Origin of the sequence: Colwellia sp. TT2012, from assembly GCF_001440345.1 — a bacterium.
Taxonomy (GTDB): Bacteria; Pseudomonadota; Gammaproteobacteria; order Enterobacterales; family Alteromonadaceae; genus Colwellia.
The window spans coordinates 1-765 of sequence record NZ_LJYX01000161.1 but is presented as its reverse complement, the minus strand read 5'-3'; the positions used below and the strand labels follow the sequence as shown (position 1 = coordinate 765).

2 pseudogenes are annotated in these 765 nt (G+C 53.5%); both read left to right on the top strand.

From position 1 onward, the window contains the following. A pseudogene (locus ASU03_RS20395) lies at positions 1 to 592 on the top strand (hypothetical protein); the annotation flags it as partial. Beyond that, positions 577 to 765: pseudogene (gene sdhA / locus ASU03_RS21670) on the top strand (succinate dehydrogenase flavoprotein subunit); the annotation flags it as partial. The pseudogenes ASU03_RS20395 and sdhA, both read left to right, overlap by 16 nt.

The window sequence follows — 765 nt, the reverse complement described above, 5'->3', positions numbered from 1 at the left end:
CTATCGCCAGATCAACTTCGCCAGCACCGGCAAGATCGATGATGAAGGTCAATTCCTCTATGGCCTCAGTGGCGTGGTGCGCGATGCTGGCACCCAGGTCGATCACATCGACAACAAGCGCTACAACATTGCGCCGAGCCTGACCTGGAACATCGACACCGATACCAAGTTGACCTTCCTGTCGCAGTTCACCCGCGACGATACCGGCGCCACCAGTCAGTTCCTGCCGATCGTGGGTACCAAGATCAAATCACCGCTGGGCAAGGTATCCCATCACAAGAACCTGGGTGACCCGGACTACGAGTTCTACGACCGCACTTACTACGCGCTGGGCTATGCCTTTGAACACCGCTTCAACGATACCTGGCAGTTCAAGCAAAACTTGCGCTATACCAAGTCGGAGCTGTCGTTCCAACAGCTGACCGTAGGTGCCTACGCCTGGTCCCCAGTAGATGCCAATGGCAATATCAGCCGCTCCTCGACCAACGTGGACGAGGACATCGGTCAGTTTGCGGTGGACAACAACTTCCAGGCTGACTTCGCTACCGGCAACATCACCCACACCGTGTTGATGGGTCTGGATCATACTTAGAAATCTCACTTGCCCGTACTAATCGCTGGGAATCATCGACTAGAGGTGAGGACCCAGTACATATTCGGAAAGACTGACGACAGGGTATGCAAATGAACTTTGGGGTTTTCCGCGAAGGCGAAGCCATGGCTAAAGTCATGGAAGAATTAACTGAAATTCGTGAACGTCTTAAA